We start from the raw sequence: 24,953 nt of genomic DNA, 5'->3' as shown, positions 1-24,953 counted from the left end.
GCACGGCTCAGCCCTGCCGGAGAGGCAGCGCCAGGTCCACGACCGCCCGGCCGCCGTCGAAGGTCCCCGTACGAGCCACCGAGCCGTTCAGCAGGTCCGCCCGGTACAGCCGCTGCTTGCCGTCGACGCGCAGGACGGCGTACGCGGTGTTCGAGCCGGAACGGGTCGAGGTGTAGATGTCGAAGCCCGCACTCGGGCCGGCGTCCACGCCGAGTTTGCCGGTGGGCGCGAGGTTGCCCGCGTTGGCCGGGGACTGGATGGAGACCTGGTCGAGGGCCGTGTCGAGGTCGAAGAGGGTGGTGGCGGTGTTCGCGGCGAGATCGTTGTTCGTGTACGCGGCTCCCGTCACCCCCTGCGCCGTGGCGCCCGTCGTGGCGGGCGGGACCGGCGGGTTGGTGAGCGTGCCGTCGACCGCGGTGGTGCCGGCTGGCGGGGCGCCGGCCGGGTCGTCGATGTTGTGGCGGAGGTTCTGGCCGGTGTCGCTGATGACCCGCAGCCGGTTCGCGGCCGGGTTGAAGTCGACGCCGAAGGAGTTGCCCTGCAGGGCGACGCTCAGCTGCGAGACCTTGGTGGCCTTGGCGCCGATCTCGCGGATCGTGTAGATGCCGCCGCGGTCGCCGACGCCGTACAGCTTGCCGTTCTGTACGCGGTAGTCGATGCCGATGAGCTTGCTGTCGCCCTTGAGGCCGTTCACCTTGCCGAGCGGGAGGGTGCGGTTCGGCTGGTCGACGCGGAACTTGACGAGTCGCTGGTTGTCGGTGAGCCCGATGGCGCTGAGCCGCCCACCGGAGCCCGCGGGCAGCGACCCCGCCCCGCCCTTGGCCTCTATCGCGGCAGGGGACGCCGCCCCCGGGGCCGCCCCCTGCTCCCCGTCACTCCCCGCGCCGCAGCCGACGGTTCCGATGGCCAGTGCCATGGCCGCGACGGCGATGATTGCCTGCTTACGCATTGATGCCCCCGTGAGAGGTCCGGCGGCCCACCCCCTGCGGGCCGCGCATGCCCTCTCTTCGGAGCGATTTGCCCCGCGGATTGCGAAAGCCCCGGTTCGTTACGTCCGTTACGGACGTGACAGAACCGGGGCATTTCTACGGGGCCGCGGCGGGGTTGCTGCAGAGGGTTCATTTCCCCAAGCCCGCCCCTTCCCGAAGCCAGGGGCTCCGCCCCCTGGACCCCCGCTGGGGACTACGCCCCCAGAACCCCCCTCGGGGCTGCGCCCCAGAACCCCCCCCTCGGGGCTGCGCCCCTGACCCCCCACGGGCTCCGCACCGGACCCCGGCCATGGGTTGCACCCCTGCACCCGCTCGGGGCTCCGCACCGGACCCCGGCCATGGGTTGCACCCCTGCACCCGCTCGGGGCTCCGCACCGGACCCCTTCGGGGGCCAGCCCTCGACCCCCGCTCCTCAAACGCCGGACGGGCTGATTTTCAGCTCGTCCGGCGCTCAAGGCGAGGCCGCCAAACCGTCACCCACCCACCCCGACACCCGCCCACTCGCACTCTGCAGACCGCCCCAGGCACAACCAGCCCGTCCGGCGTTTGAGGACGAGGCCGTTCAGGCCGATGCGGGGTCTGGGGCGGCAGCCCCAGCGGGGTCCAGGGGCAGCGCCCATGGTGGGGTTCTGGGGCGAAGCCGCCCCAGGGGGGTCGGCTGCTAGGGGGGCGCCCCCCTAGCAGCCGACCAGCCGGCTGGCGAGGTACCCCTCGATCTGGTCGAGAGACACCCGCTCCTGCTTCATCGAGTCCCGCTCCCGCACAGTCACCGCATTGTCGTCGAGCGTGTCGAAGTCCACCGTCACGCAGAACGGCGTACCGATCTCATCCTGCCGCCGGTAGCGGCGGCCGATGGCGCCGGCGTCATCGAACTCGATGTTCCAGTTCTGCCGCAGCGCAGAAGCCAGCCCCTTGGCCTTAGGGGAAAGCTCCGGGTTACGCGAAAGCGGCAGCACCGCGACCTTCACCGGAGCGAGGCGGTGGTCCAGCCGCAGCACGGTCCGCTTCTCCATCTTGCCCTTGGCGTTGGGCGCCTCGTCCTCGATGTAGGCGTCGAGGAGGAAGGCCAGCATCGCGCGGCCGACACCGGCCGCGGGCTCGATGACGTACGGAGTCCAGCGCTCGCTCGCCTCCTGGTCGAAGTACGAGAGATCCTGCCCGGAAGCCTTCGAGTGCGCGGAGAGGTCGAAGTCGGTCCGGTTCGCGACACCCTCCAGCTCACCCCACTCGTTGCCGCCGAACTGGAAGCGGTACTCGATGTCCGCCGTGCGCTTCGAGTAGTGGGAGAGCTTCTCCTGCGGGTGCTCGTACCACCGCATGTTCTCCTCGCGCAGACCCAGGCCCGTGTACCAGTTCCAGCGCTGCTCCATCCAGTACTCCTGCCACTTCTCGTCCTCGCCCGGCTTGACGAAGAACTCCATCTCCATCTGCTCGAACTCGCGCGTACGGAAGATGAAGTTGCCCGGAGTGATCTCGTTCCGGAAGGACTTGCCCATCTGCGCGATGCCGAACGGCGGCTTGCGGCGCGAAGTCTGCTGCACCTGGGCGAAGTTGGTGAAGATGCCCTGCGCGGTCTCGGGCCGCAGGTAGGCGACGGAGCCGCTGTCCTGGGTGGGGCCGAGGTGCGTGGAGAGCAGGCCGGAGAACTGCTTGGGCTCGGTGAACTGGCCCTTGTTGCCGCAGTGCGGGCAGTTGACGTCGGCGAGGCCGTTCTCGGGCGCGCGGCCGTGCTTGGCCTCGTACGCCTCCTCCAGGTGGTCCGCGCGGAACCGCTTGTGACAGGAGGTGCACTCGGTGAGCGGGTCGGTGAAGGTCGCGACGTGACCGGAGGCCACCCAGACCTCGGTCGCCAGGATCACCGAGGAGTCGATACCCACGACGTCCTCGCGCGACGTCACCATGTAGCGCCACCACTGGCGCTTGAGGTTCTCCTTGAGCTCGACACCCAGCGGCCCGTAGTCCCAGGCGGCGCGCTGGCCGCCGTAGATCTCACTGCACGGGTAGACGAAGCCACGGCGCTTGCTCAGGCTGACGATGGTGTCGATCTTGTCGGCGGCCACGGTGCTCTCTTCATTACGACGATTACGGACAGGTGCGGCGCGTAGCGCCTCGATGAGGGGTGGTGGTCGGGAGACGGGCGGGAGAAGCATTGCTTGAGGAGCGATTGCTTCAGGAGCGAATGCTTCAGATTACCGGCGGTCCCGCCCCCCGGATCAAATCGGTTCGGAGTCACGGACGGCCAGAGGACCTGAGCAGGGCGTGAGCAGGGCCCGAGCAGGGGTTTTCCGGCCTTACCGGCCTCTTACCAGGCGCTTGTTGACAATCGTTTCCACTTTCACTGAAAATGGGTGTCATGAACGTACGACGACGCCTTGCCCGCTCTCGAATAAACACCGCCGGGACCGCGGCACTGGCGGCCACCGCCCTCGCGATCGGCACCCTGTCCGGCTGCTCCTCCGACTCCAACGCCGCGGAGGGTGAGGGCGAAGGCGGCAAGCTCGACGTCGTGGCGTCGTTCTATCCGATGCAGTTCCTCGCGGAGCAGATCGGCGGGGACCACGTCAGTGTGACCTCCCTGACGGAGCCCGGCCAGGAGCCGCACGACCTGGAGATCAGCGCCCAGCAGACCGCGAAGCTCCAGGAAGCGGACGCGATTCTCTATCTGAAGGGTCTGCAGCCCTCCGTCGACGAGGCGGTGGGGCAGTCCGAGGTCAAGACGAAGGTCGACGCGGCCACGCTGACGAAGCTCGAGGACCTCGGCACCGAGGACAGCCACGGGCACGGCGAAGGCGAAGAAGAACACGCCGGCGAAGAGGAGCACGCCGGCGAGGAGGAGCACGCGGGCGAGGAAGAGGGGCACGCCCTCGATCCGCACGTCTGGCTGGACCCGGTGAAGTACGCCGAGATCGCCGAGGGCGTCGGCAAGGCCCTCGAGAAGCAGGACCCGGACAACGCGGCGGACTACAAGAAGAACACCGCGGACCTCGTGAAGAAGCTGGACGACCTCAACACGGAGTTCGAGGGCGGCCTCAAGAACACCAAGACGAAGGTCTTCTTCACCAACCACGCGGCCTTCGGCTACCTCGCCCAGCGCTACGGCCTGACCATGGAGGCCATCTCAGGACTGGAGCCCGACAGCGAGCCCAGCGCGGCGCGGGTCAAGGAACTCCAGGAGGAGGCGAAGGCGGACGGCGTCACCACCGTCTTCTACGAGACACTGGTATCCGACAAGACCGCGAAGACCCTGGCCGCGGACGCCGGTCTCAAGACTGATGTACTCGACCCTCTCGAGGGCATCACCGACAAGTCCAAGGGCGACGACTACTTCCAGGTCATGCAGGCGAACCTGACGGCGCTGGAGAAGGCCCTCGGCCAGAAGTGATCGCGTTCAGTGCACGCGGGAGTGCACGCGATATGAAGCAGCGAACGGAAGGCGCGAGCCATGAAGGCTGACCGGCCCGGGGAACCCGTCATCTCCCTGCGCGGAGTGACGGCCGAACTCGGCTCGCGCCCCGTCCTGCGCGGCATCGACCTCACCGTGCACCACGGCGAGGTCGTCGCACTGCTCGGCGCCAACGGCTCCGGTAAGTCCACGGCCGTCCGCACGGTCATCGGTCAAGTCCCGGTCACCCGGGGCGAGATCGAGCTGTTCGGCACACCGCGGCGCCGTTTCAGCGACTGGGCGCGTGTGGGGTACGTACCGCAGCGCACGACGGCCGCGGGCGGGGTGCCCGCGACGGTGACCGAGGTCGTGTCGTCGGGGCGGCTGTCCCGGACCCGCTTCGGTTTCCTGCGCAAGGCGGACCGCGAGGCCGTCCACCAGGCCCTCGAACTGGTCGGCATGGCGGACCACGCCAAGCACTCCGTCGACGCGTTGTCGGGCGGCCAGCATCAGCGCGTACTCATCGCCCGTGCTCTCGCCTCCCAGCCCGACCTGCTGATCATGGACGAGCCGATGGCGGGCGTCGATCACGCCAGCCAGGAGATGCTCGCCGAGACCCTGCGCGAACAGGTCGGCCAGGGCGCGTCCGTACTCCTCGTACTGCACGAGCTGGGCCCGCTGGAGCCGTTGATCAAGCGCGCGGTCGTCCTGCGGGACGGCTGTGTGGCGCACGACGGTCCGCCCCCGCCCGCGGTCGGCCAGCATGCCCTGCCCGGCCACGACCACGTACACCCGCACGCGGCGCACGGCGCCGAACCGGTCCGTTCGGGCCTGCTGAGCTGAGGAAGCTGAAGGACCGGCCATGGACATCCTCGATTACGCCTTCATGCAGCGGGCCCTGCTCGCCGCCGTGCTCGTCGGCATCACCGCGCCCGCCGTCGGCATCTATCTCGTACAGCGCCGCCAGGCCCTGATGGGCGACGGAATCGGCCATGTCGCGATGACGGGCGTGGGCCTCGGCTTCCTGCTGTCCTGGTCCCCGATCTGGATGGCGACGCTGGTGTCCGTGGTGGGCGCGGTCCTCATGGAACTCATCCGCTGGTACGGCAGAACGCGCGGCGACATCGCGCTCGCCATGCTCTTCTACGGCGGTATGGCGGGCGGCGTGATGTTCATCAACCTCGCGCCGGGCGGCTCCAACGCCAACCTGACCTCGTATCTCTTCGGCTCGCTGTCGACGGTGAGCGAGAGCGACGTCACGGCGATCTGCCTGCTGGCGGCTTTCGTGGTCCTTGTCACTCTGGGACTGCGCCGGCAGCTGTTCGCGGTGAGCCAGGACGAGGAGTTCGCGCGGGTTACGGGCCTGCCGGTCCGCGCGCTCAATCTGTTGACGGCGGTGACGGCGGCCGTCACGGTGACGGTCGCGATGCGGGTCGTCGGCCTGCTTCTGGTCTCCGCCCTGATGGTGGTGCCGGTCGCGGCCGCGCAGCAGCTCAGCCGCAGTTTCGCGGCCACCTTCGCGATCGCCGTGGCGATCGGGATCAGCGTGACGATCGGCGGCACGGTCACCTCGTACTATCAGGACGTGCCCCCCGGCGCGACCATCGTCCTGCTGACCATCGGGGCGTTCATCGCCCTGACCGCACTGGCCACGCCGCTGAACCGGCGCCGGGCCCGGGCCATGGCACAGTCCGCCGGAGACCCCGCGGAGTGCCCGATTCCGGCCACCCGGGACTCCTCGGGAAAGGTCGGCGTCTGACTGCGCAAAGACCGGGCTGGCACAATGGCCCGGCGACCCGCAGATAGAAGGAGGCAACGGTGACGACCGCTGGACCGCCCGTACGGGGCCGTTCGACCCGGCAGCGCGCTGCCGTGGCCGCGGCACTGGACGAGGTCGAGGAGTTCCGCAGCGCGCAGGAACTCCACGACATGCTCAAGCACAAGGGCGACTCCGTAGGTCTCACCACGGTGTACCGCACACTCCAGTCCCTGGCCGACGCGGGCGAGGTAGACGTCCTGCGCACGTCGGACGGCGAGTCGGTATACCGCCGCTGCTCGACGGGCGAACACCACCACCACCTGGTCTGCCGTATGTGCGGCAAGGCTGTGGAGGTCGAGGGCCCGGCAGTAGAGAAGTGGGCGGAAGCGATCGCCACGGAGCACGGGTACGTGAACGTGGCACACACGGTAGAGATCTTCGGGACTTGCGCGGAGTGCGCGGCGGCGCGGGTTGCCTCCGGCAGTTGAACGGGAGTGTTCGTCGTCGGGCGCGGATCCGTCGTGGCTTGTCGCGCCCGCGCGGCGGAGCCGCAAATCGATACAGCCCCGCGCCCCTGAAGGGCGCACCCCAGGAGCCGCAACGCCCCGAGGCTCCCAAGCCGCGACACGGCCTGTCACCCCCCACCCCTTGCGGGGGGTCTGGGGCGCAGCCCCAGGGATGGGACGGGTAGGGGCGGCGGGGGCGATCAACCCCCTTCGGGACGCCCCTTCATCGCGGCCTCCATCGCCAGCAACTGCTCATTAGGGACCGCCCCGCCGAAGCGGCGGTCCCGCTGGGCGTACTCGACGCACGCCCGCCAGAGATCCCGCCGATCGAAGTCCGGCCACAGCACATCCTGGAAGACCATCTCGGCGTAACTCGACTGCCAGATCAGGTAGTTGGAGATGCGCTGCTCCCCGCTGGGCCGAAGAAAGAGATCGACATCCGGCATGTCCGGGTAGTACAGATACTTCTGCACGGTCTTCTCGGTGACCTTCTCCGGATCAAGCTTCCCGGCGGCAACGTCCGCGGCCAACGCCTTCGCCGCGTCAGCGAGTTCAGCCCGTCCGCCATAGTTGACGCAGAAGTACAACGTCATCGCATCGTTCCGCTTCGTCTGCTCCTGCGCGACCTGAAGCTCCTGAACGACGGACTTCCACAGCTTGGGCATCCGCCCGACCCAGCGGATCCGGATCCCCATCTCGTCCATCTCGTCCCGCCGGCGCCGGATGACATCCCGGTTGAAGTTCATCAGGAAGCGGACCTCGTCCGGCGACCGCTTCCAGTTCTCGGTCGAGAAGGCGTACAGGGAGAGGTTCTTGATCCCCATCTCGATGCAGCCCCTGAGAACGTCCAGAACGACGCCCTCACCGACCCGGTGCCCCTCGGTCCGCGGCAGCCCCCGCTGCTTGGCCCACCGCCCGTTCCCGTCCATGACGACCGCCACATGGTTCGGGATCAGCTCACCGGGAAGCTTCGGTGCGCGGGCGCCGGACGGATGCGGCTCCGGCGTCTTGTACTCGCGGCGCTGGCGCCCCAGGATCCCGCGTACCACCATGTGCTTCTCGTCTCCTAGTTCTCGTACTTCTGTAGTGGTTCTACGTGGCTACTTCTCGACGTAACGCAGCGACCGCAGCCCACGCTCCAGATGCCAGTGCAGATAGGCCGACACCAGCCCACTGCCCTCCCGGACGTACCGCGACTCGCACGCGTCGGCCGTCGCCCAGTCCCCCGTCAGCAGCGCACCGAGCAGTTCGAGGGCCTGCGCCGAGGGTACGACGCTGCCGGGCACCCGGCAGTCCACGCAGACGGAACCTCCCGCGGAGACCGAGAAGAACCGGTTCGGTCCGGCCATCCCGCACTTCGCGCAGTCGCTGAAACTGGGTGCGTACCCGTTCACGGCGAGGGAGCGCAGCAGAAAGGCGTCGAGGACGAGACGCGGCTCGTGTTCGCCTCGGGCCAGTGTCCGCAGCCCGCCGACGAGCAGCAGGTACTGCTGCACGGCCGGTTCGCCCTCGTGGTCCGTGAACCGTTCCGCCGTCTCCAGCATGGCCGTCCCGGCGGTGTAGCGGGCGTAGTCGGCGACGATCCCGCCGCCGTACGGAGCGATCGTCTCGCTCTGCGTGCACAGTGGCAGCCCGCGCCCCACCAACTCGCTCCCGCGCGCGAAGAACTGCACGTCCACATGGGAGAACGGTTCGAGCCGCGCCCCGAACTTCGACTTCGTACGCCGTACTCCACGGGCCACGGCCCGCACACGCCCATGCCCGCGCGTGAGCAGGGTGATGATGCGGTCGGCTTCACCGAGCTTCTGCGTCCGCAGGACGATGCCGTCGTCCCGGAAGAGACTCATGGGCCCATTCTCGCTTACGTGGAGACGGCAACCGCAGGGAGCCGTCTCCACTCTCACCGGTGAACCCGGCACTCTCACGGGTGAACTCGGACGATATGCCTGGCGTGGCACCGCTCAGGCCAGTAAGACTCTCGATATGAGCCTAGAACGCGTCACTATCACCATCCCGAGCGAAACGCTCGACGCGGCCAAAGCGGCCGCCGAGCGCGAAGGCCTGAGTGTCTCCGCCTGGCTGTCGCGCGCGGCCGAGCGTGCGGCGAAGATCGAGGCAGGCCTCGCGGCAGCGGAAGAAGCCATGGCCGACCTCGATCCGCCGACGCCAGAGGAGCAGGCGTGGGTCGACGCCATCATGGAGGACGTCACCTGCACCGCACACTCGGACGAGCAGGTACGAGGTGCTGCGTGAGTGCCTTGAAACCCTTCGTGTACGACGCCGGGGCACTGATCGCCGCCGAGCGAAACCAAGTCGCCTTCTGGCGAGCCCACCGCTCCTACCTGATCGCTGGTGGCGTACCGCTCGTGCCCGCGCCCGTTCTGGCCCAGGCCTGGCGGGACGGAGCCCGTCAGGTGCAGATGGCACGCCTTGTCAACGGTTGCGACGTCCCACCGCTGGATCACGCCCTCGCTCGGAGCGTCGGTGAACTCCTGGGCCAGGCTGGTGTCTCGGACCCGGTGGAGGGTGCCGTCGCAGTGATCGCCGCGAGGCTCGGAGCCAGGGTGTTCACCTCGGACCCAGACGACATCCAGCATCTTCTGGACCACCTGGGCCCGCTCGGCAAGCAGGCCAGGGTCCTACCCCTGCGCTGACACCCAGCTGAGACTCCCGGACCGCGCCCCGTCAGCGGGCGCGGTCGGGATGGCTGATCGCCTCCCAAGGCGCCATGTTCCAGGGGCTGGCCTTGTTCATCGGGTCCAGCAGGGCCTGCAGGTGGGCGTCGGAAGCCTCCTGGGGGGCCGGGAGGTCGGCATCCCCTCGACCCTGGAGGCCCTCGAGCCACACCTTCCGCCCCAGCAGATAGTGCTCGGCGTACTCCTTCCAGGAGCCGTACGTGCGCGCCACCGCCGGGACGATGTTCTTGAGCGCGGTCCACGCCTCAGCTTCGCTCAGCAGCCCGCACGCGAAGCCCCGCCGGGAGATGTCCACGTACAGCCCGGCGTCCCACGCCAGCGGTTCGACACCGAGCCGCAGCCGCGCCCGCGCCCGGTAACCACTCCGCGCGAGCCCGTCGAGCCGGCCGGCCAGCGCCTCACGCGAGGTGATCTCCCACTGGTCGGCCAGCCACCGCCGGGCCTTCTCGTCGTCGATGCGGGTGAAGGGGTACAGCGTCGTCCGCGAGGCGTCCCCGTCGCGGTTCACGGGCGCGCTCAGCGACACCATCCACAGCTGGTGCATGGTGAGCGGCACGGGGTACCTGCGAGCCGTCTTCGGCTTGCGAAGGTTCCGTATCGGGTTCCAGATCGCCATGCGCCCGCACTTTATGTCACACCGACCTCAGGGGTTACCCCCGGTCACGGTCACGCCTCTCACACTCCACTTCTCCCCCCTTCAAGGGACCTCCCCGCGGCTGCGTGCGTTCGCGTACGCCGTGGCCGCGCGGAGCCGTTCCGCCTGGGTGGCCTTGCGGACCGAGCCCGGTTCGCAGTCCCACTCCCGGCCGCCGCCGATCGGTCTGAGCTGTACGTACGGCCCCTCGTGTCCCATCACCACGCCCACCTTCCCCGTCTTCGTGTCGAAGGCGTACGCCCCGATCGGCAGCCTCACCGGATCACCGCCGCCAGCCGTGCCGCCGTCTCGACGGAACACCGCCCCAATTCGATGAGCGGGCAAGGCGTCTCCCGCGCCAAACTTGCCGGGTCGATCCGGAGCGTCGGCAACTTAATTCCTGCGTTCACGAGTGCTTCCCGCAACTCTTTCACCGTTTCCTCCGCCTCTTCGACGCATCCCGTCGAGTGCCGTACGCCGCGACCCTCATAGTCAGCCATCGTGGTGCTCCCCTCGCTTTTGAGTTTCACGCTTTTCATCTCCACGGTGGATCTGGCCGCTTAGACTTTGGAAGACCTCTACGCTCAGCAACGACGGTGCAGTACAAGGGGGTTGGCCATGGCCAATGGTTCGCGTCAGGCGGCCTGGGAGTTCTTCGGCACAGAGCTGAAACGGCGGCGGGAGGAAGCCGGATTCACGCAGTCCGACTTGGGTTCTCGCGTTTTTGTGTCGGGCGGCTACATCGGGCAATTCGAACAGGCTATTCGGAAGCCGCAGTTGGATGTGGCGCAGCGGATCGATGAGGTCCTACAAACCGGAGGCTTTTTCGAGAGGCTTTGGCGAAAGCTCATCAAAGAGCAGGCGTACGCGGACTACTTCGCGCATGTGGCGGAGCTTGAACGGCTCGCGACGGAGATCTGCGAGTACGCGCCAGCGGTCGTCCCGGGACTGCTTCAGACCGCCGAGTACGCACGCGCCATCTACCTGGCGAGCAACCCGCTCGCCGCAGACGAGTACATCGAGGAGATGGTCAGGCTGCGCATGGACCGCACCCAGCTCCTCAAGGACGCTACACGGCCCGTGTATTGGGCGGTTCTGCACGAGGCTGCGCTGCGCATCCCAGTGGGTGGTCCCGCTGCGATGGCCCGGCAACTGGATCACATCGCGGCGATGATGCGTGAGCGCAAGGTGATGGTTCAGGTGCTCCCGTTCTCAGCCGGGGCTCACCCGGCGATGGGCAAGATGATGACGCTCATGGAGTTCGACGACGCCCCGCCAACCGTCTATACAGAGGCGGTGCTTTCGGGGAATCTGCTGGACGATCCGGCAGTAGTGAAGCGTTCGCAGGCGCATTACGATCTCCTCAGGGCCGCCGCGCTGTCGCCGGAGGCGTCCCTGGCCCTGATCGAATCGGTGGCGGAGGACTGAGGACTACAGACGATGCGCGAGTACGACCTGAGCACTGCACGGTGGCGTAAGAGCACCTACAGCGGCGGCGACGGCGGGGAGTCGTGTGTCGAGGTCGCGTACGACTTCGCAGGCGCCGCCAGCTGGCGTAAGAGCAGCTACAGCGGCGGCGCTGGCGGGGAGGACTGCGTCGAGGTAGCCGACGGAGTCCCCGGCATCGTCCCCGTCCGGGACAGCAAGGTCATGGACGGGCCCGTGCTGGTGATCGGTGCGGCGGCCTGGACGGAGTTCATCGGCGCCGTAGCCGAGTAACTCGCATCGCAAGCTCTCAAGTGAACGTTTGGGCTGCCCGCTCGCTTCTTGCCCGTGCTGGAGCGGGTCGAGTCAAGGGTGGAGCGAAGCGGAATCGCCGAAGGCGACGCGACCGGAGGGAGCGCCCTTTACTCGGGCCGTGGAAGCACGACACTGGCAAGAAGCGGGCAGCCCAAACGTTCACGTCACGAGCCCCGGCCCACCGTCACCAAGCCCGTCGCCCTGCTCCTTGCGCACACCCATGCGCTCGGCCACCTGCACCTGGGTGGCCTGGGTGAGCATCCGCCGGGCACCCTCGAGAAACGCAGCCCGGCCACTGGCCAACTCCTCGGCCCTCTCCCGGTGCCCACTGCGCGACCACCTGACGTATCCGCTCTCTTCCCGACTCCTTCGTCCGCTCAACCACGTACTCGCGTACTGAACTTAGCCGCCCCGTAGCTCAGCCCCGCGGCAAGCTGCACTCCGGCCGCCGTCAGGAGCGCGGCAGACACCGACCGCGTCGCGAGCGAGCCGGCAGCCGCCGCGCCGATGGCGAAGGCGGTGATCTTGAGGCTGGCGCCTGTGGTGAAGACCTGGCTGCGTAGGCGTTCGGGTGCCTCTCGGTGCCGGATCGTGAACAGGGCGACGAGTTGGGGGCCTTCGCCGATGCCCGCCACCACGGCGGCCGCGATGACCAGAGCCGGATGACCGGTCGCGGCCAGCAGGAGCGCGGCGGCCAGGAGCAGGGTGCTGGACCAGATGATCGTGTCCGGGGAGATCGCGTGGGGACGGCGGGCGAGTACGGCGTTGGCGGCGAGGGCCGAGACGGCGGTGCAGGACAGCAACGTCGTGCCGTCGGCGGCCGAACCGAAGGCCCGTTCGCCGAGGGACGGGGTGCAGGTGATCAGCATGCCCAGACCGGCACAAGAGATGACCGAGGTGAGGGTCGCCCGGGCCAGGGGCCGGGTGCGGGTGATGCAACGAAAGCCGGCGGCCACGTCCCCGGCCACGGACACCGTCGTCCGGTCCTGCTCCGGACCATGGTCCGCGGCCGGTCGAACCCGCGTCGGACCATGATCCGCAGGCAACCGGCCGCACCCTAGATCGTCGTCCGCGGGCAGTCGGTCCCGCACCGGACCGCGCCCCACAGGCAATCGACCCCGCACCTGACCGCGCCCCACAGCCAATCGCCCCCGCCCCGAACCGCCCTCCACAGGCAGCCCCCACGCCACAGGAAGCGCGAGCGCGATCAACGCGACGGACGCCACCACAGCAGCCGGTGCCCCGAACAGCTTCGCCAGGGCTCCGGCGAGCGCCGGGCCGGCCAGACTCGCCAGGCTGAACGTCATCGCGTCGAGTGCGTTCGCGCGTGGCATCTGCTCGCGGGGCACGACCCTGGGCAGTTGGGCGGTCCAGCCGCCCGACAGAGCAGGCCCGAGCAGGCCGGTGAACACGGCGATCAGGACCGTCAAAGCGAACGGAAGACGACCGAGGCTCAGAAGGATCGCCGCCAAGCCCGCCCCGTAGAGGGCAAGCGCCCGGGCCAGCAGCCGACCCGGCCGCGCGGACCTGTCGAGAAGCGCACCGAGCACCGGCCCACCGACCGCCGCCGCCACCGTGATGCCCGCCAGCAGCGACGACGCCTCCGCAACCGAACCTCCGACCGCGAAGCCAGCCAACAGCAACGCCGGGCCGGACATCTCGTCGCCCATCCGCGCCGCTGCCGCCCCGGAGAGATACGACCACTTCGAGTAACGCTTCCCCATCGGGAAGACGTTAAGGATGTAACTCAAACCTTCGCAATATGCGTTACATTCGGGCCCATGACGGCCCCCACCGACGACTGGTCCACACGGCACTCCGTGCTGACCAACGCTCGCCGCACCGCGGCCCTGATCAACGTCCTCGCCGGCAACGGCACCGGTACGGGTACCGAAGACCAGCCCCCACCCCACCCCAACGCCGTAGTCGAAGTACTGCGCGAATACGGCGAGTTGGACCCCATCGAGATCACCCCCGCCGACATCACCCGCATGCGCGCAACCGCCGTCCTCCTCCGAGAGGTGTTCGCCGCCGAGCACATCGACCCCGCCGCCGCAGCCCTCAACCGCCTGCTGCTGGAACACACGGGCCCACTACGCCTCACCTCGCACGGCGGCAGCGGCCCCTGGCACCCCCATCTCGACCGCGACGACGACGGGCCCTGGGAAGAATGGTTCCTGGCCTCGTCCTGCCTGGCCCTGACCGTCCTCCTCTGGGACCGCCAACGCCCACCCGGCGGCCTCTGCGCCTCCCCCACCTGCCGGAACGTCTACATCACCCAGGGCCCCGGCCCGACCCGCCGCTACTGCTCCCGCCGCTGCGCAACCCGCGAACGCGTCGCAGCCCACCGCCGCAGCCAGCGGGACGGGCAGTCCCTCAGTCCCGCGCCGGAGAGCGGCCGGCGTCCCTGACCTCGTTCGCCCGCTCTCAACAGCGTGCCCGGTCGTAATGACGGGCGACCGCACCCCCCGACAGCAGCCGCTCCCGCCATGAACCGCGCACGACTGATCCCCCGTTCTCCGTGTTCTCCGTGTTCTGCGTGTTCTGCGTGTTCTGCGTGTTCCTTTTGTTGCCCGTGTTCCCCCTGACTCCCCTTGGTCTTCTCCATGCCGCAAGTCTCTTGAGCCGAAGGGAACTTGGCTCTCCGCCGATGGTCGATGGGAGCGCAACCAAGGTATGAACTCCCGACGAGGTACCGTCCGTAGGGGCGAAGGCCTCGCCCGACCGCCACCCGTTCGCGGGGAGCGACAACCCCGTACCCCCGTATACCCCCGGAGGCCCCGTGAGGCGACTCCTCGTCCGCCTTTGGCGCGCCCTGCGCCCGGTGCAAAGCCGCGTGATGTGGCTCCTGAACGCGAAGTTCGTGGTCGGCGTGACCGGTGTCGTGCGCGACGACGAAGGCCGCGTGCTGCTGCTACGGCACCGGATGTGGCCGCCGGGACGCCAGTGGGGCCTGCCGAGTGGCTTCGCGCACAAGGGCGAGGACTTCCGGCGCACCCTGGTCCGCGAAATCAAGGAGGAGACCAACCTCGACGTCGAGGCAGGCCGCCTCGTCCTCCTGAACAGCGGCTTCCGCACCCGCCTCGAAGTGGCCTACGAAGCCCGCCTGCTGGGCGGCGAACTACGCATCGACCCCTTCGAAATCCTGGAAGCCCGCTGGTGCCGCCCCGACGAACTCCCCGCCGACCTCCAGCCGATCTGCCATCCCCTCGTGCGGGGCGAGACCGTCCCCTGAGCCGCTCCAATTCGGCGAGATGGAAACTGATTTGACGGTCCTCCACCCGCACGATTGGCTCCCCCGGTGACCAAGCTTCGTGTTGAGCAAGTAGACGTGGACAGCGACACCGCGCTTCAGGACTGGCAGCACGTTCACAACGTGATCGTTCCTCCGGCGGCGATGTCGATCGAAGAAGCGCGGGAGCGGGCCGAGCGGTATCACCTCGAGGTCGCGTATCTCGGAGACGTCCTCGTGGGGTGCTCGACCGTGCGGCCGCCCGCCGATGACGCGCCGGAGGTCACCGTCATCGCCCGCGTGCTGCCCACCCACCGGAGGCAGGGCTTCGGCGAGGAGATTTACGCGCGCGGGCTGGAGCGGGCGCGGGAGTTCGGCGCCGAGGTGATCGAGACGGTCGTTCTCGCGTCCAACGAGGACGGGTTGCGGTTCGCGCAGAAGCACGGGTTCGTCGAGGTCAAGCGGTACGTGCTGCCGGGCGACCCCGTTCCCTGGATCACCCTGCGCCTCGCCTGACCAACGCCTCACCTGACCCGCGACGGCTCCGCGAAACCCCGTACATACCGTCGCTGCCACGGCGTCTCCACCGCATGCCGGTCGTAGTTCCGGCGTACGAAGTCCACCGCATCCTCAGGCGGTACACCGTCCAGGACCGCCAGGCAGGCAAGGGCCGTACCCGTACGTCCGCGGCCACCCCCACAGGCGACCTCGACCCGCTCGTCCGGAGACGCCGCCCGGTTCCACGCCTCCGTCAGCACCTCGCGGGCGTACGCGCGGTCCTTCGGAAGCCAGAAGTCCGGCCAGCGGATCCAGCGGGTTTCCCAGGAGACTTGGGGTGAGTTTTTGCCCAGCAGATAGACGGCGTACGTGGGTGTCGGCGCCGTCGACGGGAGCGGGTGCCGGAGCCCCCGGCCCCGTACGAGCCGGCCTGACGGCAATCGAAGTACGCCGGCCGTCTCGTCCGGCCAGCCTCCGTCCCGAGCCGTATCTCCGAACCCGCTCACCCAACACCTCTCGACTCCTGCGCCGCACGCGCCTCGATTCCCCGGAAATGTACCGCCATCGCCCGCTGCGCTCCCGCGATGTCCCTCGCCCTGAGGGCGACGACTATGTCCCGGTGTCGCCGCACCGTGACGTCGGGGGTCGGATCGTCCGTCCAGCCCTGGACTCCGGCGACCCGCCGGTACACGGTCCAGAAGGCGCCGAGGAGTTGGGGAACAAGCGCGTTACCGAGGGACGCGTACATCAACTCATGAAATTCGCGGTCGAGTTCGGGGAAGGGAAGGCCCGCCCGCCCCGCCTCCTCCATCCGCGTGACCACGCCCTCCAGCCGGTCCAGCTCCGCGTCCGACAGCACGCCCGCGACCCGTCGTATCAGCCCTTCCTCCAGCACTTCGCGGACCTGGAGGATGTCCCCGAGCGCCAAGGCTCCGCCGTCGTCGGCCTGCTGGGCTGCCAGCGTGCGGAAGGTCAGGCCGTCGACGAGGGGAGTCAGTGACGCCTGGCCGACATACGTCCCGTAACCGTGTCTGATCTCCACGATGTCGAGGGCCTGGAGCGCCTTGAGGGCCTCGCGGACGGAGTTGCGGCTGACGCCGAGGGCGCCCATCAGTTCGGCCTCGGTGGGCAGGGGTGCGCCGGCGCGGAGCTTGCGGTCGAGGATCAGTTGCATGACCTCGCGCTGGATCTGGCTGCTGACCCGCCGCGGACCAGCGGACGCCTGCCCCCGGGAGAGGGAGTTCAGGGAGGCGTTTCCGGCCGCGTGGGGGATGGGCTCCTGCGGCACGGACTCCTGCGACATCGGCTCCTGAGACATGCGCCGCATCGTACGCGTGGCAGACATCCCACGTCCCACCTCCTGACTAAACTTCTCGCCACGACCCGTCGGATACAGGGCTCAACTCCCGTTCCGTGGTACCGACATTGGTCGCACCTCTGGAAGAAACGGCATTCGTGCGCGATCCCTTGACCGCCCCCACGACCCCTCCTATGGTCACGCTGCACCTATGACGTAGGACGTCGTATCTCCCCACTGCATGCTGGAGGAACCGTGCGCGACGCGACCCACGCACCGGCGCTGCACCGCCGGTCGTTCCTGAAGTACTCCGGCGCGCTGGGCGCGGCCGCCGCGATCAGCTCGACGCTGTCCGCCTGCTCCTCGGGGCCGGAGTCCACGAACGAGACGGGCGGCGGGGGCGAGGGCGCCAACCGGACGCTCACGGCGGTGATCGGCTACGGCAACGACCAGAGCTGGGACCCGCTGCTCACGGCGTCGGCGTTCTCGGTGGCCGCCAACCACCACATCTACGAGGGGCTGCTGGACACCGATCCGATCAGCCGTGAGCCGTACGCGGCCCTCGCGACCGAGATCCCGGCCGATCTCCAGGCGACCACGTGGAGGTTCACGCTGCGGGAGGGCGCGAAGTGGCACGACGGGCAGCCCGTCACCGCCGACGACGTGGTCTTCACGTACGGGCGTGTGCTGGACCCCAAAACGACGACGCTCGCCAAGAGCTTCTTCGCGCCCTGGCTGAAGGAGGTGAAGAAGGTCGACGAGAAGACGGTGGATCTGGTGCTCAGGTTCCCGTTCCCCGACGGGGCGCAGCGGCTCACGCTCGCGAAGATCATGCCGAAGCATGTCTTCTCCAAGGCGGGTGCGCTGGACGAGGCGACGGCGGGGAAGGCGGTCGGTTCGGGGCCGTACCGGCAGACCGCGCACAATCCGAAGTCCAACACGTCGTTCGAGGCCTTCGCCGATTACAACGGGCCGCGAAAAGCCACGTTCAAGAAGATGAACTGGCTGTCGATCGTGGACGCCGCGCCGCGCGTCGCCAAGATCTCCGGTTCGAGTGCGGGCGCGCAGATCTCCGACAACATTCCGTACGCCAATATCTCCCAGCTGGAGAAAGGCGGCCTGAAGGTCGAGGGCGGGGCCGGAATGAACCACCTGTTCCTGCTCTTCAACACCGCTCACAAGCCGTTCGACGACGTACGGGTGCGCCAGGCGCTGCACTACGCGATCGACACGGAGAAGATGATCCAGGCCGCGCTGCGCGGTCACGGAAAGCCGGCGATCTCATTCCTCAACGAGGGCAATCCGAGCTATCGGAAGGCCAAGACGGTATACACGTACGACCAGGACAAGGCCCGGGAACTCCTGCGGGAGGCCGGAGTCAGCGGGCTGACGGTCAACCTCATGGCGGTCAACGTGAGTTGGATCGTCGACTGTCTGCCGACCATCAAGGCCTCGTGGGACGCCATCGGCGTCAAGACGACCCTCCAGCCGCAGGAAACCGCCGCGCTGTTCACCAAGCTCGACCAGAAGCAGGATTTCCAGGTCGTCGCCGCCGCCTCGAATCCGAACCAGTTCGGCCTCGACGCCGACCTGATCATGCATTACAACTACGGGCCCGAGAACACCTGGATGCGGTACGCCCGTTGGACGGACAACTCCGTGGCCAAGGACCTCTTCAAGCGCATGGACGAGGCCACGCGGGAACCCGACGCCGAGACGAAGAAGCAGATGACGCAGGAGTACATCGACATCGTCGCGGAGAACGCCGTGATCTATCCGGTGGTTCACAACGAGCTGATGACCGCCTGGAACGCGAAGGAATTGACGGGTATTCGACCACAGCCGTACCCGGGGATAAACCTGCTCCAGGCCAAGTGGGCGTAACCGGAACAACAAGGAGAGCCCTACGTGGTCGCGATCGTCAGGATTCTGGCCCGCCGTATTGCGCTGCTCGTTCCGCTCGTACTCGGCATCGTGCTGTTCGTGTTTCTCGTGATGCGGTTCTCGGACAGTGATCCGGCGTCCGCGTACTTCCAGGGGGCCAACCCCACCGAGGAGCAGTTGCACGAGTTCCGGGAGCGGAACGGGCTGCTCGATCCGCTTCCGGTGCGATACGTCGCCTTCGTCGCGGACCTGGCTCGAGGGGACATGGGCGTCAGTGCGCTGACCAGGGCGCCGGTCGTCGAGCAGGTCACCACCGCGCTGCCGCTGACCATGCAGCTGACGTTCATGGGGCTCGGTATCGCGGTGGTGCTGTCCCTGCTCGGCGGGGTCACGGCCGCGATCTACCGGGACCGGCTGCCCGACCAGCTGATCCGCGTGGTCTCGCTGACCGGTGTCGCGGCGCCCGGCTTCTGGCTGGCGCTGCTGATGATCCAGTACCTGGCGGTGGACTTCGGCTGGTTCCCGACCAGCGGATACGTCAACCCGGCCGACTCGTTCAGCGGCTGGCTGAAGACGATGACGCTGCCGGCGTTCGCGCTGTCGCTGCCGGTCGCCGCGAAGCTCACCCGGATCGTACGGACCGCCGTGGTCGAGGAGCTGGACAAGGACTACGTACGCACGGCCGTCGGCAGCGGTCTGCCACCGGTGGTCGTGGTCGGCCGGAACGTGCTGCGCAACGCGCTGATCAACCCGATGACCGTGCTCGGACTCCAGGTCGGCTATCTGCTCGGCGGCGCGGTCGTCATCGAGACGATCTTCTCGCTGCCCGGGATGGGGAAGTTGATGATCGACGCCGTGAAGAACGGTGACCCGGCCGTCGTACAGGGCGTCGTCCTGACGACCGCCTTCGGCTTCGTGATCGTGAACCTCGTCATCGACATCCTCTATCTGCTGGTCAACCCGCGTCTGAGGGGTGCCGAAGCATGATGCCGCTGTCTCGAAAGCGGATGACCGAGGCCCTCTCCCGGCCCGGCATCCGGCTGAGGGGATTCAGGCGCCTCCCCGTGATGTCGCGGGTCGCGGTCGTCGTCATCGGGATCGTCGTCCTGACGGCCCTGCTGGCCCCGCTGATCGCCCCGCACGACCCGCTCGACCAGGCCACCATGATCGACAACGGGAACGGCGAGGGCGCGCCCTCCGGCGAGCACTGGATGGGCCAGGACAGCCTGGGCCGCGACATCCTCAGCAGGCTGATGTACGGGGCCCGTTGGTCCCTCGCGATCGGTCTCGGCGCGACCGGGCTCGCGCTCGTCGTGGGCGCGGTCCTCGGCGCGATCGCGGCGACCTCGCGCAAGGCGGTCGACGAGACGGTGATGCGCTGTCTGGACGTCATCATGGCGTTCCCGGGCATCGCGCTCGCGGCCGTACTCATCGCGGTGTTCGGCGGCAGCATCCCGGTCCTCATCGGGGCGATCGCGTTCCTCTACACACCGCCCATCGCACGGGTCGTACGGGCCAATGTGATGGACCAGTACGGCGAGGACTACGTGACCGCGGAACGCGTCATAGGAGCGCGCACCTCGCACATCGTGCTGAAGCACGTCGCCATCAACTGCGCCGCCCCCGTGCTGGTGTTCTGCACCGTGCAGGTCGCCGAGGCCATCGTCTTCGAGGCGTCGCTGTCGTTCATCGGCGCAGGCGTACGACCCCCGGACCCGTCCTGGGGAAGCGTCATCGCGGACGGCAAGAACATGGTGCTGACCGGCGGCTGGTGGGCGACCGTGTTCCCCGGGCTGCTGATGCTGATCACGGTGCTGGCGCTGAACATCCTGTCGGAAGGGGTGTCGGACGCGTGGGCGGCGCCCACCGCGCGGGACGTCGAGGCAGCGCGTACGTCGGTGGAGAAGGACCGCCTCGAGGCCCCCGAGCCCGGCAGCGGAAAGGTCCTCGAACTGCCAGGCCTCACGGAAGCGGCCCAGCGGCTACGTGCCCGGGCCCGGCCCCTGCGCGAGGGGCAGCCGGTGCTCGCCGTCGAGAACCTGGCCATCGGTTTCGATGCCCGCCACGGGGGTGTGGACATCGTCGACGGCATCAGTTTCGACGTACAGCCCGGTGAAGTCCTCGGCCTGGTCGGCGAGTCGGGCTGCGGCAAGTCGCTGACCGCGCTCGCGGTGATGGGCCTTGAGCCGAAGGGGGCCCGAGTACGCGGCCATGTGCGCTTCAACCAGCGGCAGTTGGTCGGCGAGCCGATGCGCGTACGCCGCAAACTCCTCGGCCACGACATGGCGATGATCTACCAGGACGCCCTGTCGTCCCTGAACCCCGCGATGACGATCCGCGCCCAGCTCAAGCAGGTGATACGACGCGGCGGCAAGCGCACGGGCGCCGAACTCCTCGAACTCGTCGGCCTAGACCCGGAACGCACCCTGCGCAGCTACCCCCACGAACTGTCCGGCGGCCAGCGCCAACGCGTCCTCATCGCCATGGCCCTCTCCCGCCAGCCAAAGCTGATCGTCGCCGACGAGCCGACCACGGCCCTCGACGTCACGGTCCAGGCGCAGATCATCGAGCTGCTGCTACGGCTGCGCGAGGAACTGGACTTCGCGCTGATCCTCGTCTCCCACGACCTGGCGCTGGTCGCGGACGTGACGGATCGAGTCGTGGTGATGTACGGCGGCCAGATCGTGGAGTCGGGGGTGACGGCGGACCTGGTGGAGTCGCCCGCCCACCACTACACGCGCGGGCTGCTCGGCAGCGTCCTCTCCCTGGAGGGCGCGGCGGAACGGATGACGCAGATCAAGGGCGTCGTCCCCTCCCCCGCCGACTTCCCGGCGGGCTGCCGGTTCGCCGACCGCTGCCCGATGGCGACGGAGGTGTGCCGTACGACGGCGCCCCGGCTGGTGGGCCCGCACCGGCACCACGAGGTCGCCTGCCACCATCCGGCCATTGCCCTGCCCGCGAGCACGGGCACGGCCACGAGCACGACCGAGCCGACGGGAAGCACGACGGAAAGCGAGGCCGTGAATTGAGCGGGGCCATGAAGCAGGAGGGTGGGGCGACGCGGCACGGTAGGGACGATGGGGCGGCACAGGGCAGTGGGGCGGGCCCCGTCATCACGCTCTCCGACACGCACGTCGTCCACAAGGCGCGCACCGGTGGCCTGTTCTCGCGCGATCGCGTGTACGCCCTCACCGGCGCCGATCTCGCGATCGCGCCCGGCGAGACGGTGGGCGTCGTCGGCGAGTCCGGCTGCGGGAAGTCGACGCTCGCCAAGGTGCTGGTAGGCGTACAGAAGCCGACGTCCGGGACGGTGTCCTTCCGCGGCCGGGACCTGTGGACGATGAAGCCGCCCGAACGGCGGGCCACGGTCGGCGCCCACACCGGCATGATCTTCCAGGACCCGTCGACCGCGCTGAACCGCCGGCTGACGGTACGGCAGATCCTGCGGGACCCACTCGATGTGCACAGGCGCGGCACGGTCCAGCAACGGGAGGATCGAGTACGGGAGTTGATGTCCCTCGTCGGACTGCCGCGCGTGCTGGCCGAAGGGCTCCCCGGGCAGCTCTCCGGCGGCCAGCGTCAACGCGTGGCGATCGCAAGGGCGTTGGCTCTGGAACCGGACCTGGTCGTGGCGGACGAACCGACAAGCGCGCTCGACGTATCGGTCCGCGCGCAGATCCTGAACCTGCTCCTGGACCTGAAGGAACGCCTAGGACTCGCCCTCGTCTTCGTCTCGCACGACATCCAGACCGTGCGGCGAATGAGCGACCGCGTCATCACGATGTACCTCGGGCGGATCGTCGAGGAGTCCCCGGCCGACGAAGTGACGGACCGGGCCCGCCATCCGTACACCCGCGCACTGTTCTCCGCGACTCCCGGGCTCCTGGACCCGATCGACCCGATTCCGCTGGTGGGCCCCGTCCCGTCGGCGACCCGTCCCCCCAGCGGCTGCCCCTTCCGTACGCGCTGCTGGAAGGCCGACTCCCGGTGCGCCGAAGTGATGCCCGGCTTCGCGGACGCGTCGAGTCCCGGGCATCGCTTTCGTTGCCATCATCCTGTGGAGGAGGAGCAGTCGACACGTGAGCTGGTGGCGCAGGCCGTCACCGCGGTTCCGGAGGCCACCGCCATGGCCGACATCCCCGTAGAGAAGTCGAAGCAATAGCACCAGGGAGCCCTTGATGACCCTTCCCGCCCCGCTGACCGGTGTTGTTCCACCCGTCTGCACGCCCCTGACACCGGACCGCGAGGTGGACGTACCCTCGCTGCTCAGGCTCGTCGATCACCTGGTGGAAGGCGGGGTGCACGGGCTCTTCGTCCTCGGCTCCTCGTCCGAAGCGGCGTACTTGACCGACCGTCATCGGCGTCTTGTCGTCGAGACGGTCGTCTCTCACGTGGGTGGTCGACTGCCCGTTCTCGCCGGGGCCATCGACATGACGACTCCTCGGGTTCTCGATCATGTCCGGTACGTCACGGATGCGGGCGCCGATGCGGTGGTCGTCACGGCGCCGTTCTATACGCGGACGCATCCGGCGGAGATCTCCCGCCACTACCGCCTCATCGCCTCGCGGTCTTCGGTGCCGGTCTTCGCGTACGACCTTCCGGTGTCCGTCCATACGAAGCTGAGTGCGGAGTTGGTGCTGGAGCTGGCCGCGGACGGGGTGTTGGTCGGGGTGAAGGATTCCAGCGGGGACGAGGGTGGGTTTCGGGCCGTCGTGATGGGGGCGCGTATGGATCCCGCTGTGGCCGGGTTCAGTGTGCTGACCGGGTCTGAGCTGGTCGTCGACACGGCTCTGGCGATGGGGGCGGATGGGGCGGTGCCTGGGCTCGCGAACGTGGATCCGCACGGGTACGTCCGTCTCCACCGCCTCTGCCGCGAGGGCGACTGGGAGCGGGCCCGGGCCGAACAGGAGCGGTTGTGCGCGTTGTTCGGGATGGTGCAGGTGGGGAATTCCGCGCGGATGGGGGGTTCGTCGGCAGGGCTGGGGGCGTTCAAGGCAGCGTTGTATCTGCGGGGGGTTATTGAGTGTCCAGTTACGGCGGAGCCGCAGATCGCCTTGTCGGCGGGGGAGGTTGAGCGGGTGGCGAAGTATTTGGCGGGGGCGGGGTTGCTATAGGGGCTTCTTTCCCCAAGCCCGCCGCAGGCGACCACCCCCCGCAGCGCCCACTTAAGCGGACTTCCGCACGACCAAGCGTGTCGGGGTGACCACAGAGGACAGCGGATGACTGCCGTCTCGCGACGCGAGCTCGCCCGATGTCCGCTTGAACAGCAACCGGGCCATCAGGCGTCCCATGTCCTCGATGTCCTGGTGCACGGTGGTCAGCGGTGGCTCCGTCGCCTCGGCGATGGGCGCCAGGTCGTCGAAGCCGACAACCGACACATCCTCGGGTACTCTGCGCCCGCGTTCCCGCAGTACGCGCAGGGCACCGGATGCCATCAGGTCCGAGGCGACGAAGACCGCGTCCAGATCGGGACACCGGTCGAGGAGCTCGGCCATGGCGTCGGCGCCGCCCTGCAGCGTGAAGTCGCCCTCGGCGATCAACCGGGATGGCGTGTCCAGGAGTACGTCCCGGTAGCCGTCGAGGCGGTCGATCGCGGAAGCCTGGTTGAGCGGCCCGGTGATGGTCCCGATGCGTCGACGTCCCAGTGATACGAGATGCCGGACGGCTTCCCTGGCTCCGCCGCGGTTGTCGGCGTCGACGTACGTGAAGCCGTGGCTGCGGTGGCCGGAGCCGACGGCCGAGCGACCGCCGAAGATGGCGGGCAGGCCCATGTGCTCGACCATGGCGGGCAACGGGTCGTCGGTGCGCAACGAGAACAGCAGGGCGCCATCGACGTGGCCGCCGCCCAGGAAGTTTCCGACGCGCGGATAGTCGTCCGGCTCCTCGATGAACAGCAGCACCGGCTGCGCCCCTTGTTGGACGAGTTCCTGCCGGATGCCGCGCAGGTGGCAGTCGAAGTAGGGGTCCACGAAAAGCCGGTTCTGCGGTTCGGTGACCACGACGGCGACGGCGTTGTTGCGGCGGGTGACCAGGCTTCGGGCGGCTTGGTTGGGTACGTAGCCGAGTTCGTCCACGGCCTGTCGGATGCGTTCGGCGACCGCGGCCCGCACTCTGGGCTCGCCGTTGATCACACGGGACACCGTGGACTTCGACACCTCTGCCCGGCGCGCTACGTCCTCGAGTGTGGGACGTTTTCCGTTCGACCGTTCCGTCAACACCTTCTCCGATACGCGCAGTTCCTCGGGCGCAGGACACATTAGCCGTCGGCCGCCGGGACAGCAGTTCGATTCGGCCTGGTACCAGCCCTGTTCGGCCAAGCCCATCCGGGTGCTCCGA

Annotated in this window: 26 protein-coding genes and 1 pseudogene; 16 read left to right on the top strand and 11 right to left on the bottom strand. The window is 68.4% G+C overall.

The genetic code is table 11. The annotated features are described in order from the left end of the window. Positions 1–7: 7 nt before the first annotated feature. The gene (locus OHT21_RS31815) at positions 8–949 is read right to left on the bottom strand and encodes a DUF4394 domain-containing protein (RefSeq protein ID WP_328771714.1); all 942 of its coding nucleotides are present in this window, start codon (positions 947–949) and stop codon (positions 8–10) included. A 717-nt stretch (positions 950–1,666) separates the two neighbouring features. Continuing rightward, positions 1,667–3,049 (bottom strand): glycine--tRNA ligase, encoded by a 1,383-nt coding sequence (locus tag OHT21_RS31810; RefSeq protein ID WP_328771712.1) that lies wholly within the window; start codon positions 3,047–3,049, stop codon positions 1,667–1,669. 293 nt (positions 3,050–3,342) lie between these two features. Here OHT21_RS31810 and OHT21_RS31805 point away from each other — a divergent pair, with 293 nt between their 5' ends. Genes OHT21_RS31805 through OHT21_RS31790 form a run of 4 tightly spaced genes read left to right on the top strand, consistent with a single transcriptional unit; the run spans position 3,343 to position 6,618 of the window. Further along, positions 3,343–4,371 carry a metal ABC transporter solute-binding protein, Zn/Mn family gene (locus tag OHT21_RS31805; RefSeq protein WP_328771711.1) on the top strand — a complete coding sequence of 343 codons (1,029 nt, stop codon included), beginning with the start codon at positions 3,343–3,345 and terminating at the stop codon, positions 4,369–4,371. A gap of 60 nt (positions 4,372–4,431) precedes the next feature. After that, positions 4,432–5,214 (top strand): metal ABC transporter ATP-binding protein, encoded by a 783-nt coding sequence (locus OHT21_RS31800; protein WP_328771710.1) that lies wholly within the window; start codon positions 4,432–4,434, stop codon positions 5,212–5,214. A 19-nt stretch (positions 5,215–5,233) separates the two neighbouring features. After that, on the top strand, positions 5,234–6,130 hold the full coding sequence (locus OHT21_RS31795; RefSeq protein WP_328771709.1) for a metal ABC transporter permease: 897 nt from the start codon (positions 5,234–5,236) through the stop codon (positions 6,128–6,130). Positions 6,131–6,189: 59 nt separating this feature from the next. Continuing rightward, positions 6,190–6,618 (top strand): Fur family transcriptional regulator, encoded by a 429-nt coding sequence (locus OHT21_RS31790; protein WP_328771708.1) that lies wholly within the window; start codon positions 6,190–6,192, stop codon positions 6,616–6,618. Between the two features lie 218 nt (positions 6,619–6,836). Here the strand turns inward: OHT21_RS31790 and OHT21_RS31785 are convergent, their stop codons facing one another. Both OHT21_RS31785 and recO read right to left on the bottom strand, forming a co-directional pair. Next, a complete protein-coding gene (locus OHT21_RS31785; RefSeq protein ID WP_328771707.1) occupies positions 6,837–7,688 on the bottom strand; it encodes an isoprenyl transferase in 852 nt (283 codons plus the stop codon). 48 nt (positions 7,689–7,736) lie between these two features. Beyond that, positions 7,737–8,483 (bottom strand): DNA repair protein RecO, encoded by a 747-nt coding sequence (gene recO / locus OHT21_RS31780; protein ID WP_328771706.1) that lies wholly within the window; start codon positions 8,481–8,483, stop codon positions 7,737–7,739. A gap of 136 nt (positions 8,484–8,619) precedes the next feature. Here recO and OHT21_RS31775 point away from each other — a divergent pair, with 136 nt between their 5' ends. After that, positions 8,620–8,889, top strand: coding sequence for a hypothetical protein (locus OHT21_RS31775; RefSeq protein ID WP_328771705.1), 270 nt, complete (start codon positions 8,620–8,622; stop codon positions 8,887–8,889). Further along, complete coding sequence (locus tag OHT21_RS31770; RefSeq protein ID WP_328771704.1) at positions 8,886–9,290, top strand: twitching motility protein PilT; 405 nt, start codon at positions 8,886–8,888, stop codon at positions 9,288–9,290. Before OHT21_RS31775 ends, OHT21_RS31770 begins: the two co-directional genes overlap by 4 nt. 31 nt (positions 9,291–9,321) lie before the next feature. Here the strand turns inward: OHT21_RS31770 and OHT21_RS31765 are convergent, their stop codons facing one another. The 3 genes from OHT21_RS31765 to OHT21_RS31755 all read right to left on the bottom strand — a co-directional run bounded on the left by OHT21_RS31765 (position 9,322) and on the right by OHT21_RS31755 (position 10,466). Next, positions 9,322–9,948 (bottom strand): DUF1266 domain-containing protein, encoded by a 627-nt coding sequence (locus tag OHT21_RS31765; protein ID WP_328771703.1) that lies wholly within the window; start codon positions 9,946–9,948, stop codon positions 9,322–9,324. Between the two features lie 81 nt (positions 9,949–10,029). Then, positions 10,030–10,245 (bottom strand): hypothetical protein, encoded by a 216-nt coding sequence (locus OHT21_RS31760; RefSeq protein WP_328771702.1) that lies wholly within the window; start codon positions 10,243–10,245, stop codon positions 10,030–10,032. Continuing rightward, entirely contained in the window at positions 10,242–10,466 is a 225-nt protein-coding gene (locus OHT21_RS31755; RefSeq protein ID WP_328771701.1) for a hypothetical protein, read from the bottom strand. Before OHT21_RS31755 ends, OHT21_RS31760 begins: the two co-directional genes overlap by 4 nt. A 118-nt stretch (positions 10,467–10,584) precedes the next feature. On the opposite strand from OHT21_RS31755, the pseudogene OHT21_RS31750 reads away from it, so the two are divergent. Both OHT21_RS31750 and OHT21_RS31745 read left to right on the top strand, forming a co-directional pair. Further along, positions 10,585–11,425: pseudogene (locus OHT21_RS31750) on the top strand (helix-turn-helix domain-containing protein). Next, entirely contained in the window at positions 11,407–11,685 is a 279-nt protein-coding gene (locus OHT21_RS31745; protein WP_328771700.1) for a DUF397 domain-containing protein, read from the top strand. Before OHT21_RS31750 ends, OHT21_RS31745 begins: the two are co-directional and overlap by 19 nt. Positions 11,686–12,083: 398 nt before the next feature. Here OHT21_RS31745 and OHT21_RS31740 read toward each other — a convergent pair whose 3' ends face one another. Beyond that, the gene (locus tag OHT21_RS31740) at positions 12,084–13,430 is read right to left on the bottom strand and encodes an MFS transporter (RefSeq protein ID WP_328771699.1); all 1,347 of its coding nucleotides are present in this window, start codon (positions 13,428–13,430) and stop codon (positions 12,084–12,086) included. A 57-nt stretch (positions 13,431–13,487) separates the two neighbouring features. On the opposite strand from OHT21_RS31740, the gene OHT21_RS31735 reads away from it, so the two are divergent. The 3 genes from OHT21_RS31735 to OHT21_RS31725 all read left to right on the top strand — a co-directional run bounded on the left by OHT21_RS31735 (position 13,488) and on the right by OHT21_RS31725 (position 15,454). Beyond that, a complete protein-coding gene (locus OHT21_RS31735; protein ID WP_328771698.1) occupies positions 13,488–14,117 on the top strand; it encodes a CGNR zinc finger domain-containing protein in 630 nt (209 codons plus the stop codon). 371 nt (positions 14,118–14,488) lie between these two features. Continuing rightward, complete coding sequence (locus tag OHT21_RS31730) at positions 14,489–14,941, top strand: NUDIX hydrolase (RefSeq protein ID WP_328771697.1); 453 nt, start codon at positions 14,489–14,491, stop codon at positions 14,939–14,941. Between the two features lie 66 nt (positions 14,942–15,007). Beyond that, positions 15,008–15,454, top strand: coding sequence for a GNAT family N-acetyltransferase (locus OHT21_RS31725; protein WP_328771696.1), 447 nt, complete (start codon positions 15,008–15,010; stop codon positions 15,452–15,454). A gap of 8 nt (positions 15,455–15,462) precedes the next feature. On the opposite strand, the gene OHT21_RS31720 is transcribed toward OHT21_RS31725, so the two are convergent. Both OHT21_RS31720 and OHT21_RS31715 read right to left on the bottom strand, forming a co-directional pair. Beyond that, positions 15,463–15,942: a protein-tyrosine phosphatase family protein gene (locus tag OHT21_RS31720; protein WP_328771695.1), complete on the bottom strand. Its 480-nt coding sequence runs from the start codon at positions 15,940–15,942 to the stop codon at positions 15,463–15,465. After that, positions 15,939–16,754 (bottom strand): FadR/GntR family transcriptional regulator, encoded by an 816-nt coding sequence (locus OHT21_RS31715; protein WP_328771694.1) that lies wholly within the window; start codon positions 16,752–16,754, stop codon positions 15,939–15,941. Before OHT21_RS31715 ends, OHT21_RS31720 begins: the two co-directional genes overlap by 4 nt. Positions 16,755–16,988: 234 nt before the next feature. Between OHT21_RS31715 and OHT21_RS31710 the strand changes: the two genes are divergently transcribed. From OHT21_RS31710 to OHT21_RS31690, 5 genes are all read left to right on the top strand, one after another. Beyond that, positions 16,989–18,617: an ABC transporter substrate-binding protein gene (locus OHT21_RS31710; RefSeq protein WP_328771693.1), complete on the top strand. Its 1,629-nt coding sequence runs from the start codon at positions 16,989–16,991 to the stop codon at positions 18,615–18,617. A 24-nt stretch (positions 18,618–18,641) separates the two neighbouring features. Next, entirely contained in the window at positions 18,642–19,604 is a 963-nt protein-coding gene (locus OHT21_RS31705) for an ABC transporter permease (protein ID WP_328771692.1), read from the top strand. Next, positions 19,604–21,646: a dipeptide/oligopeptide/nickel ABC transporter permease/ATP-binding protein gene (locus OHT21_RS31700; RefSeq protein WP_328774297.1), complete on the top strand. Its 2,043-nt coding sequence runs from the start codon at positions 19,604–19,606 to the stop codon at positions 21,644–21,646. The genes OHT21_RS31705 and OHT21_RS31700 overlap by 1 nt, the downstream gene beginning before the upstream one ends. 83 nt (positions 21,647–21,729) lie before the next feature. Continuing rightward, positions 21,730–22,779 carry an ABC transporter ATP-binding protein gene (locus OHT21_RS31695; protein ID WP_328774296.1) on the top strand — a complete coding sequence of 350 codons (1,050 nt, stop codon included), beginning with the start codon at positions 21,730–21,732 and terminating at the stop codon, positions 22,777–22,779. Between the two features lie 16 nt (positions 22,780–22,795). Then, a complete protein-coding gene (locus OHT21_RS31690; protein WP_328771691.1) occupies positions 22,796–23,731 on the top strand; it encodes a dihydrodipicolinate synthase family protein in 936 nt (311 codons plus the stop codon). 51 nt (positions 23,732–23,782) lie between these two features. Here OHT21_RS31690 and OHT21_RS31685 read toward each other — a convergent pair whose 3' ends face one another. Next, the gene (locus OHT21_RS31685; protein WP_443050459.1) at positions 23,783–24,874 is read right to left on the bottom strand and encodes a LacI family DNA-binding transcriptional regulator; all 1,092 of its coding nucleotides are present in this window, start codon (positions 24,872–24,874) and stop codon (positions 23,783–23,785) included. Between the last annotated feature and the right edge of the window lie 79 nt (positions 24,875–24,953).

Origin of the sequence: Streptomyces sp. NBC_00286, assembly GCF_036173125.1 — a bacterium.
GTDB lineage: Bacteria > Actinomycetota > Actinomycetes > Streptomycetales > Streptomycetaceae > Streptomyces.
This window is presented reverse-complemented; position numbering and strand designations above follow the sequence as displayed.

What these genes read in the sequence shown, in the direction of transcription:
- OHT21_RS31765 (WP_328771703.1), bottom strand. Translation starts at nt 9,948, where the DNA reads ATGGCGATCTGGAACCCGATACGGAACCTTCGCAAGCCGAAGACGGCT.
- OHT21_RS31775 (WP_328771705.1), top strand. Translation starts at nt 8,620, where the DNA reads ATGAGCCTAGAACGCGTCACTATCACCATCCCGAGCGAAACGCTCGAC.
- recO (WP_328771706.1), bottom strand. Translation starts at nt 8,483, where the DNA reads ATGAGTCTCTTCCGGGACGACGGCATCGTCCTGCGGACGCAGAAGCTC.
- OHT21_RS31715 (WP_328771694.1), bottom strand. Translation starts at nt 16,754, where the DNA reads ATGTCTCAGGAGCCGATGTCGCAGGAGTCCGTGCCGCAGGAGCCCATC.
- OHT21_RS31740 (WP_328771699.1), bottom strand. Translation starts at nt 13,430, where the DNA reads ATGGGGAAGCGTTACTCGAAGTGGTCGTATCTCTCCGGGGCGGCAGCG.
- OHT21_RS31690 (WP_328771691.1), top strand. Translation starts at nt 22,796, where the DNA reads ATGACCCTTCCCGCCCCGCTGACCGGTGTTGTTCCACCCGTCTGCACG.
- OHT21_RS31805 (WP_328771711.1), top strand. Translation starts at nt 3,343, where the DNA reads ATGAACGTACGACGACGCCTTGCCCGCTCTCGAATAAACACCGCCGGG.
- OHT21_RS31685 (WP_443050459.1), bottom strand. Translation starts at nt 24,874, where the DNA reads ATGTGTCCTGCGCCCGAGGAACTGCGCGTATCGGAGAAGGTGTTGACG.
- OHT21_RS31815 (WP_328771714.1), bottom strand. Translation starts at nt 949, where the DNA reads ATGCGTAAGCAGGCAATCATCGCCGTCGCGGCCATGGCACTGGCCATC.
- OHT21_RS31735 (WP_328771698.1), top strand. Translation starts at nt 13,488, where the DNA reads ATGACGGCCCCCACCGACGACTGGTCCACACGGCACTCCGTGCTGACC.
- OHT21_RS31795 (WP_328771709.1), top strand. Translation starts at nt 5,234, where the DNA reads ATGGACATCCTCGATTACGCCTTCATGCAGCGGGCCCTGCTCGCCGCC.
- OHT21_RS31700 (WP_328774297.1), top strand. Translation starts at nt 19,604, where the DNA reads ATGCCGCTGTCTCGAAAGCGGATGACCGAGGCCCTCTCCCGGCCCGGC.
- OHT21_RS31755 (WP_328771701.1), bottom strand. Translation starts at nt 10,466, where the DNA reads ATGGCTGACTATGAGGGTCGCGGCGTACGGCACTCGACGGGATGCGTC.
- OHT21_RS31785 (WP_328771707.1), bottom strand. Translation starts at nt 7,688, where the DNA reads ATGGTGGTACGCGGGATCCTGGGGCGCCAGCGCCGCGAGTACAAGACG.
- OHT21_RS31800 (WP_328771710.1), top strand. Translation starts at nt 4,432, where the DNA reads ATGAAGGCTGACCGGCCCGGGGAACCCGTCATCTCCCTGCGCGGAGTG.
- OHT21_RS31745 (WP_328771700.1), top strand. Translation starts at nt 11,407, where the DNA reads ATGCGCGAGTACGACCTGAGCACTGCACGGTGGCGTAAGAGCACCTAC.